Here is an 8,102-nt window from a genome sequence, read left to right as displayed (position 1 = left end):
GGGGGCCTCGCGCCGGCGCTGCGCTATCGGTTCCTCGTCGATCGTCATGCACCGAGCATGTCACGCCTGCGGTGCCGCCTTCCCGCCTCGGCAGGGTCCCCCGCTCTGGCGGGCGGAACGACCCCGGTCGGGTTGGACGCACCGAGCACAAACCGGCGGCCACGGAAAGCGCGCCGACCAGGCACAGCGACCCAAGCGACCCACACCACCACCGCTGGCCACGGACGGGCTCGGATGGCGACGAGGCGCCAGCCACCGTCCCGGCCGGGAGAGCCGGGACGGCGGGGTGTACAGGGCGAATCAGCCGGCGACGGTCTCGGCGTGCCGGTGGAGGGCGTCCAGGAGGGCGGTCTGCTGCTGGGTCAGCTTCCCGTCGGTGTGGGCCTTGTCCTGTTTGCGAAGCCAGGTGCCGGGCCGGAAGGTGGGGTCGTCGCCGAGGCCGGTGCGGTTGGTGGGGCCGTCGAGGGTGCCGCCGGCGGCGAGGTAGGTGAGCAGGCAGCGGTAGGAGCGGTTCCAGTCCGGCTCCAGACGCCACAGTTCGTCCAGCGCGTCGAGCTTCGCCACCTGGTCGGCGCCGAGGTTCTCGGCTTTGCGCTGGCGGCGCATCCACGCCCCGACCGCGTAGCCGTCGAGCTTCTCGGTGGCGGGGATCGCGAGGTGGCCGTGGTGGGCGGCCCAGGCGCGGGCGTAGGCGTGGCCGCGTTCCCAGGCGTTGGCGTGCTTGGACCAGATCATGCCGAGCGCGTCCAGCTCCGAGACGCGGGCCGGGTCGAGCAGGTGCTGGCCGCGCAGGTAGCGCTGCCGGTCCAGCCAGGAAATCAGCTCCGGGTGAGCCTGCTTGTCGGTCGGGTCGAGGTGGCCGTGCTCGAGGTGGAACACGGCGGCAACCACGTGCATGCGCTGCCACTCCACGGCCCGCGGGTTGAACGCCCTGAGCGCCTCCTGGACAGCTTGTTGGCGTAGAGACCCTTCGAGCTACCAAGAGGCCCTGCTTTCATGCGCGGAAGCCACAGCAGTCACCCGATCGAGACTCCCGTTCGACCGACAGCCCTCAAGATCGGAACGACAACAACCACTCAGCAGGCCAGCGGGCCAGCCGCAGTGCACACCAGCAGCGGGCGGCGTGGCGGGTGGGCGGTGCGGTAGTGGGGCCGGTGGCGTTCGGGTGCCGGTCGTGTGCGGCACGGTGTACGGGGGCGGCGGCCGCCATTGGAATGGTTTGCATACGCATCGGCCTTCCGGTCGCGGCGCCACGGGAACAGAGGGGCTACAACTCCCCACCCGCAGAGGCGTGGCGAACGGAAGGCAAACACCGTGGAGATCATCAAGACCGAGGCCGAACCGTACTCCGGCATCACCCCCAACAAGAAGCAGAAGGAACAGCTCGCCGATCTGGGCGAGCAGCTGAAGGGGAAGTTCGCGGACTTCTGGGGCACCAAGCAGCGCACCCTGGTCAAGGACAGCACCATGCGCATCGACCTGCAGGGGCGCACCACGACCCCCTTCATGGGGGCCAACATCCAGGCCCAGACGAAGAACAGCACCATCGCGGCGGTCCGGCTGGCCGACACCCTTGGCACGACCACAGACGCCGGTGAGCAGGCCCAGGTCGAAGAAGCGGTCAAGGACTCGCTGGACCTGAGCGCGGCAACCGGCAAGTGGATCAACATCACGCGTAAGTCCTGACCCGGCCCCAGGCCGACCGTAACCCGGTCTGGCGGGCCGCCCCCATTTCCGCTCATCACGAAAGGTGTCATCCATGACCGAGCCGCAAGGCCCCACCATGGCCGGTGGCACACAGGCCATCACCTCCCAGGGCTACTACGTCACGTTCTTCCCCGACGCCAACAACTACGACCTGATCAAGGAGGGGAAGAGCCCCCACTACTACTGGCTTCCGACCCAGCTGCGCGTCGCCCGCCGGGACGGCGAGAAGGGCGACTTCAAGTTCAGCCTGCTGCGCTTCATCGGCGGCATCGCGAACCCCAAGAGGGAGGGGGTCGGCAACGGCGGGGAGAGCGCCGCGGGGCCCAAGGCCTCCGGGGAGACGGTCGGGGGGCTGCTCAGCCTCACCACCACCGGAGCGATCCCGGCGAGCGCGATGAAGGAGGCGCAGAAGCAGCTCATCGACGCGACCCTCGGCAGTTCCAACGGGCTGTGGGACCACAAGGGCCTGACGCCCGAGTTCTCCCCCGTGGTGCTGATGTCCAACAACACCACGCTGTCCAACATCACGCTCACCAAGGACGGCTTCCGCTACTTCGAGCAGGACAAGGGCGGCGGGGCGCCGGCCCTGGTCACCCGCGGGCAGCTGGCCGACCAGGACGAGGACCTGCTCCTGCGCGGCTCCCCCGAGAGGGACGGGAACATCGGCGACTGGTACTGGGTGCTGCAGGGCGCGGGCGAGGCGGGGATCGACCCGACCGCCGAGCACGCGTTCACCGCGCTTGTCGGCAACTACCCGTCGCAGATCCTCTACGAGGGGTTCCAGGGCACCACCACCAGCCCGATCTTCGCATCCTCCGTGATGCAGGTGCAGATGTGGACGCCCAAGGTCGAACTGAAGATCTCCGGCAGCTGGTCCTCGATCTACAAGCACTTCTCCGCCCACACGACCGCCCACGCCTGGTTCTTCCAGGCCGACGTCAAGGCGCGCTTCGACGAGCTGCGCAAGAGCGGGGACATCAAGGTCAGCATCAAGGTTCCCGGCAACTTCCCGGGCGCCGAGAAGGTCGCCGAGCAGCTGCGGGAACGGTCGGACCTGCTGGTCAACAAGTTCATGGAGCTCGCCAACCACGTCATCTTCGAGCCGGCGGCACCGAAGGAGACGTCAGCGGAGGCGTCGTCCTCGGCCTCGGGGGCCAGTCCGTGGGGCGTCGCCGTCGCGCTCAAGTTCGGCATGGAGAGCACCACGCTGGAGCTGAGCTACGAGGAGACGAGCCAGATCAGCCACCTGCAGACCCACGTGGTCTCCAGTTCGCTGGACGGCATGCTCCAGGAGATGGCGTCCGGCGGGGCCGAGGCGGAGAAGAAGTACTTCCCGCAGATCTACCTGGACGACTACCCTCACAAGCTGGTCCGCAACTGCGTCCCCATCGTCAAGTGGCAGACCGGGATCTTCAACAGCCTCTCCGTCCAGCTCGGTTACCCCGAGAAGAACGGGCAGCTGCTGTGGGAGGGCCATGTCTTCACCAAGCCTGCCGCCGGGGAGAAACCGGAAGTCTTCACGTACCGGCAGGCGCAGAAGCGGCTCACGGACGTCACCAACCCACCGGTCGGCTGGAAGCCGGACGTCACCTTCGTCAAGCGGACCGTGCACTTCGACGAACCCGACCCAAACGACGACTACACCGTCGCGCACCTCGAATCCGGCATGGGAGCGCTGGAGATCGATCCCAGCCCCAACGGCACCCCGCTCAACGAGGAGCTGGTCGAGATCCGGGCCGAGTCCGCCAGGATGGCCTCGACCGAGATCAACTTCAAGACCACCCAGAAGCTGTTCAAGGAGGACTGGTACCTCGAATTGGTGCTCGAACCGGTGAACGACAAGGACGAGCCGACCGGGCGGCCGTCCGCGACCTTCATCGGTGTCAGGGCGGACATCAACAAGAAGCGCCACTGGATCGTCTACCCGGTCGACCCCGAGAAGAAGCTCAGGTACCGCTACAAGGTCACGGTGACTGACCTCGCCGAGGACTCGGAGTGGACGTCCCCGTACCAGGTCAGCACCACGGACAAGCTCAGCGTCAGGATCCCGAAGAAGAACGATCCGGGGGTCACCTTCCGCTTCAGGAACTCCCCGGCGTAACAGGTAGCCATGATGATGGGCCCCACGGAGATCGCCGGTTCTCGCACCTACGAGGCCGACGGACACAGCTACGTCTTCTACCCAGACGTACGGAATCCGGCCCGGGCGGCCGGCCAGGCATCCGTCTTCCACTGGATGCCCGGCCGGCTCCATCTGGGCCGCACCACCACCGGTTACGACTTCCGCTTCACCCGCTATCCCAGGCTCGACCCGAACGACGGGGAGATCTGCGGGATCCTCCGATTCACCCTGGTCTCCGACCCGTCAGCGGCCACCGTCGAGAACGCCATGCGGGGGTTCCTGCTCACCTGCCCCAAGAACGACCCCTACTGGGGCTGGACCTCGTTCAGTCCGGACAACTTCGTCCCGTTGACCTTCCAGTACACCCACACCACGCTCTCCAACATCGCGGCGCGGGCGGACCGGACCGCCCGCGGCCTCGCCGGGATCACTCCCTGGTACTGCGAGACCCAAGGGGCAACCAGCGGCCCGATGCCGGCGACCGATGGACGGGCCTACACGGCGCTGATGGGACGCATCCGCACCCAGTGGCTGGAGGAGGCGATCGTCGACGGCACCGCGCCGCTGACCGTGAACCGCAGCCTGGGCATCGAGTTCACCGCGCCCGTGCAGCGCCTGACGGCGAAGGGCGACTGGCACGACATCCGGTCCGGTCTCCTCGCCTGGGCGCAGAAGAGCGGAAGCGGTGACCACCTCACGCTCGACGCGCTCAGCCAGGCGGTCGGCCGACTGCGTGCCGACGGCCGGCTCACGGTGGACTTCGTGCTGGACGGCACCGTTCCCACGAAAGGCGCGTACGACAGCCGTCTGCTGGACCGAACCGGCTGCGTGGACGGGTACTTCCTCGAACTCGCGCGGGCCGCCGTGCTGGAGGGCCCCGAGGGGACCGGGACCGCGCTGGCCGGCCCCGCCGACGGGCCGTCGAACCCCTGGGGACGGAGCTGGCAGGTCGCGGCCGACGGCCCGCCGGAGGCGACGTTGGAGCACACGAGCGAAGGGGGCTACCGCTACATCCGGGGCCTCACCGTGGACACCCGGTTCACAGCAGAGTTCGACGAGATCCGGCGCGAACCGTCGAAGTACTTCTTCAACGTCTACCCCGACGACGAGCGGCACGACCTGACCCGGGTCTTCCGTCCGGTCCACGCCTTCGACAACCCGGCGGTGGAACGCGCGATGGTCGACTGCGTCTACCCCGATGCCGCCGGTGAGTTCACGCGGTATTTCAAAGGCTACGACCGGCCGGCCGACCCGTCGGAGGGACTTCAGCCGTGGCATTTCAGTACGCACTGGAAGCCTTCCAGCGAGGTGGGGGAGATCCCCGAGCGGTACAAGGAATGGACCCCCAACAGGACGTACGTGTACCGATACTTCGGTCGGTCCATGCATTACGAAGACACTGAGCTGTGCGTGGTGAGCTGGGACCGCTGGATTCAGCCGATCGATGCGCCTGACTACGACGGGCAGCCATTCGAAGACATCGCCCTCGACATCTCGCCCGCCATGCTCAACCACCTGGACATCCACCCGATCAAGTTGCTGCCCGGCCTACGTGCGGGCGAAAGGGCCAGCGCCCAGTTCGAAACGGCCGAGGGGACGTACAAGACGACCTTCGAGTGGCCGAACCGGGACGACCACCGACCACGCCGGTGGATGGTGTGGCCAGCCGACAGAGCGACGTTCTCGAGGAGGTTCTGGTACCGGACGACCGTCAACGACGGTGCCGGCGGCTCGCGTACCGGCCCGTGGCTCGAACGCCGCGGCAGCGGGGCACTATACGTGCGCATCCCCCGCGCCTAACCCGCGCTCCTCGTTGAGCCGAGACGGGACAGGGCGGGTGGTGCCGGGCGGATGGTGATGACGGGGGTGTAGCCGCCCTGGTGGGCAGGTTCGCCGACCGGGACCCGTCCACGGCCACCCAGGCGTGTGCGCCAAAGGGCTGCTGGCGGCGCCGCGCCCGGTGGCACCATCAGCGGTGCCCTCGGCTCGGTGAGCCGTCTCGGACGGGCGAGGACTGGCCACCAGCACGTGGACGGCGACGGTGTCCGCCACGAACTTCACCACTGGCGGCGCCTCGTCCGCCGAGACGATCACCACCACGAACGTCTCCTACTGGTCCGGACCCGCGACCAGTGCGAACGGCACCGTGACGGTCACACCGGGCCAGAGCGACGCCTCGACCAAACAGGCGCTCAGCAGCCCGAGACCGGCCTTCACCTCCACCGGCAACGGGAACAACTCCACGAGCTGGACCCCCACCGTGGTGATCACGATCCCCGCTCCTGCGGTGAACGGCACCTACACCGGCACCGCGGGCGGCCGGGGAGCACTGCCCGGTCCACCTTCAGGAGCGGTCTCAGCGACGGACCTTGGTGAAGCAGAGTGTGAAATCGGTGCTGCGGCGGGAGGAGTACCGGATGCCGTAGTCGAACTCCTTGCCGCAGTGCTTGTCCGCGCCGATCAGCCGGTCCGCCGTCTTGTACTGGGCCTCGGGGGAGGTGCAGTCCACGATGGTGGGCTGCGGATCCCCCTCCGGGTCGGCGATCTTGACGCAGTCCCCGATGTTCGGATCGTGCGTCTTGGCCTCCGCCGCCTGCGCGGAGCGCGTCGCCTCCGCCTTGGCCTTGCCGCCGGTGGGGCTGGTGTTGTAGTTCCACACGTACCAGGCGACGCCGCCGAAGACCGCCAGCACGATGCCGACGGACAGCAGCGAGTGCAGCGGACCTCGCCGCCGCGGCCCCGACGGCCCGGCCGGCGGACGCGGCCCGGGCGCGGGCGCGGGCGGCTGACCGTACGGCGGCTGCGCCTGCGGCACGGGCGGCGGGCCGTAGGCGGGCTGGCCTGTGTAGGGCTGACCGCCGTAGGGCTGGCCGGCGGACGGCTGTCCGCCGTACGGCTGCGGGGCCGGCGGCTGCCCGTACGGCTGGCGCGGATAAGGCGGCGATGCGGACATGAGCGGGTGACCCCCCGTGGCTGACGAATACGAATGACCACCTGAACGGTGATCACCGAAGAGTAGTCAGTCGGCGCACCCCGTCGATCCGCCGATCGGCACTCCGGAGAATCCCCCCACAATTCCTGCACTTTGCCCGGCCTTGACCTCCACGGGTGTCGCGGTCGGCGCCGCGGCCACCAGCCCGGGCGCAGCGGTGGCGAGGGCGTTGTGGAGCGCTTCCTACCCCACCCACTGGCCCTACGTCGTCACCTGGGACCGAGGCCCCGAGTGCGGCGTCCGCGACGGGCAGATCACCCGCCCTTGATGGAGAACATCTCGGCCGCCTGCCGAGAACTGCAGGCCACCAGGAGCAGCGGGAGCGCGAGCGTCAGCACGCAGCGAACGTGTTGCTCGCCGAGGCGGGCGAGGCGGGCCGTGTGGCGGCTGGGTGGGTGCGCGAGCTCGCGGCCCGGCAGGCGGAGGAGCGGCACCGCACGGTGCTGGAGCGTGCTGCCGCCGCCGTCGAGCAGGCCGCCGGCCGGGAGGTGGTCCCGGCCGGCGAAGGGCAGCTGGACGAGGAGCTGGCGTACGACCTGGCGGCCTACGTCGTCACCGGGAGCCCGTACGCCCAGGCGCTGCCGGAGCTGGCGATGGGCGAGCGGATCGCGCTGGTCGCGGTCTGTGCAGAGCTTCTCATGGAGAACGCGAACCTCCCACCACGGATCGGCAAGCCTGCAGGCTGGCGTGGGGTGGGCCAGACCGGGGCGCAGCAAGGGGCCGGGGCCTGGCGGCCCGGCCCCTTGGGTGGGTGTGTGGGGGTGGCGCCTGCGGCGTCACCGGGGATGGGCACAGCGTAGTGGGTTGGCGCCGGGGCGGCCGCGCGGGCCTGGCGGCCCTGCGTGGAACACGGGGTGGCGCCTGCGGCGCCACCGGTTGCGGGCGTCGCCCAGGACGTACTGCACCGAAGGTAGGGGCGCTGGGGTTCGGAGGCGGCTCGTCAGCGCAGGAGGACGACGTCTGCGACACCAGGCCCTGCGTCCCCACGCGGCTGGAGCGGTGCGGGCGAGCTTGGTCGCGTTGCCGACGCGGTCAGCGTCCGGCGCGGCAGGGACGACGAGCCGCGGCCGACCGGCCGGCAGGGGCCGGACGGCCGGAGCGGACGGTGGCCAGGGACCCATGGGCGATGTCGATACCGAGCCGCCTGGGTTCGCGCGTCGGGCCAATACGAGTTGTGGGGGGGGGGGGGGGGGGGGGACGGGGGGGCCCGGGGGGGGGTGGTTTGGGGTTTGTTTGGGGCGCCGGGGGTGTGGTTGTTTTTTATAGGGTGAGTTGTAGGGG

General features: G+C 69.3%; 8 protein-coding genes. 5 read left to right on the top strand and 3 right to left on the bottom strand.

Annotated features, from left to right (window positions below; translation table 11 throughout):
- Nucleotides 1–300: 300 nt before the first annotated feature.
- The gene (locus ACIBEC_RS47245; protein WP_360510115.1) at nt 301–912 is read right to left on the bottom strand and encodes a helicase associated domain-containing protein; all 612 of its coding nucleotides are present in this window, start codon (nt 910–912) and stop codon (nt 301–303) included.
- Between the two features lie 402 nt (nt 913–1,314).
- On the opposite strand from ACIBEC_RS47245, the gene ACIBEC_RS47240 reads away from it, so the two are divergent.
- From ACIBEC_RS47240 to ACIBEC_RS47230, 3 genes are all read left to right on the top strand, one after another.
- Nucleotides 1,315–1,686 (top strand): hypothetical protein, encoded by a 372-nt coding sequence (locus tag ACIBEC_RS47240; RefSeq protein ID WP_360510114.1) that lies wholly within the window; start codon nt 1,315–1,317, stop codon nt 1,684–1,686.
- Nucleotides 1,687–1,759: 73 nt separating this feature from the next.
- Nucleotides 1,760–3,808, top strand: coding sequence for a hypothetical protein (locus ACIBEC_RS47235; RefSeq protein ID WP_360510113.1), 2,049 nt, complete (start codon nt 1,760–1,762; stop codon nt 3,806–3,808).
- A gap of 9 nt (nt 3,809–3,817) precedes the next feature.
- Nucleotides 3,818–5,629 carry a hypothetical protein gene (locus ACIBEC_RS47230; RefSeq protein ID WP_360510112.1) on the top strand — a complete coding sequence of 604 codons (1,812 nt, stop codon included), beginning with the start codon at nt 3,818–3,820 and terminating at the stop codon, nt 5,627–5,629.
- Nucleotides 5,630–5,938: 309 nt separating this feature from the next.
- Here the strand turns inward: ACIBEC_RS47230 and ACIBEC_RS47225 are convergent, their stop codons facing one another.
- Together ACIBEC_RS47225 and ACIBEC_RS47220 are read right to left on the bottom strand one after the other, a co-directional pair.
- Nucleotides 5,939–6,100: a hypothetical protein gene (locus tag ACIBEC_RS47225; RefSeq protein WP_360510111.1), complete on the bottom strand. Its 162-nt coding sequence runs from the start codon at nt 6,098–6,100 to the stop codon at nt 5,939–5,941.
- A gap of 85 nt (nt 6,101–6,185) precedes the next feature.
- Complete coding sequence (locus ACIBEC_RS47220; protein WP_360510110.1) at nt 6,186–6,782, bottom strand: hypothetical protein; 597 nt, start codon at nt 6,780–6,782, stop codon at nt 6,186–6,188.
- A 142-nt stretch (nt 6,783–6,924) separates the two neighbouring features.
- Here ACIBEC_RS47220 and ACIBEC_RS47215 point away from each other — a divergent pair, with 142 nt between their 5' ends.
- Together ACIBEC_RS47215 and ACIBEC_RS47210 are read left to right on the top strand one after the other, a co-directional pair.
- The gene (locus tag ACIBEC_RS47215; RefSeq protein ID WP_360510109.1) at nt 6,925–7,089 is read left to right on the top strand and encodes a hypothetical protein; all 165 of its coding nucleotides are present in this window, start codon (nt 6,925–6,927) and stop codon (nt 7,087–7,089) included.
- A gap of 79 nt (nt 7,090–7,168) precedes the next feature.
- On the top strand, nt 7,169–7,621 hold the full coding sequence (locus ACIBEC_RS47210) for a hypothetical protein (RefSeq protein ID WP_360510108.1): 453 nt from the start codon (nt 7,169–7,171) through the stop codon (nt 7,619–7,621).
- The last annotated feature ends 481 nt before the right edge of the window (nt 7,622–8,102 follow it).

This window comes from Kitasatospora sp. NPDC051164 (assembly GCF_044455625.1).
Classification (GTDB): Bacteria; Actinomycetota; Actinomycetes; order Streptomycetales; family Streptomycetaceae; genus Kitasatospora.
Note: the sequence above shows the minus strand (reverse complement) of the source record. Positions and strands in the feature narration are given on the sequence as shown.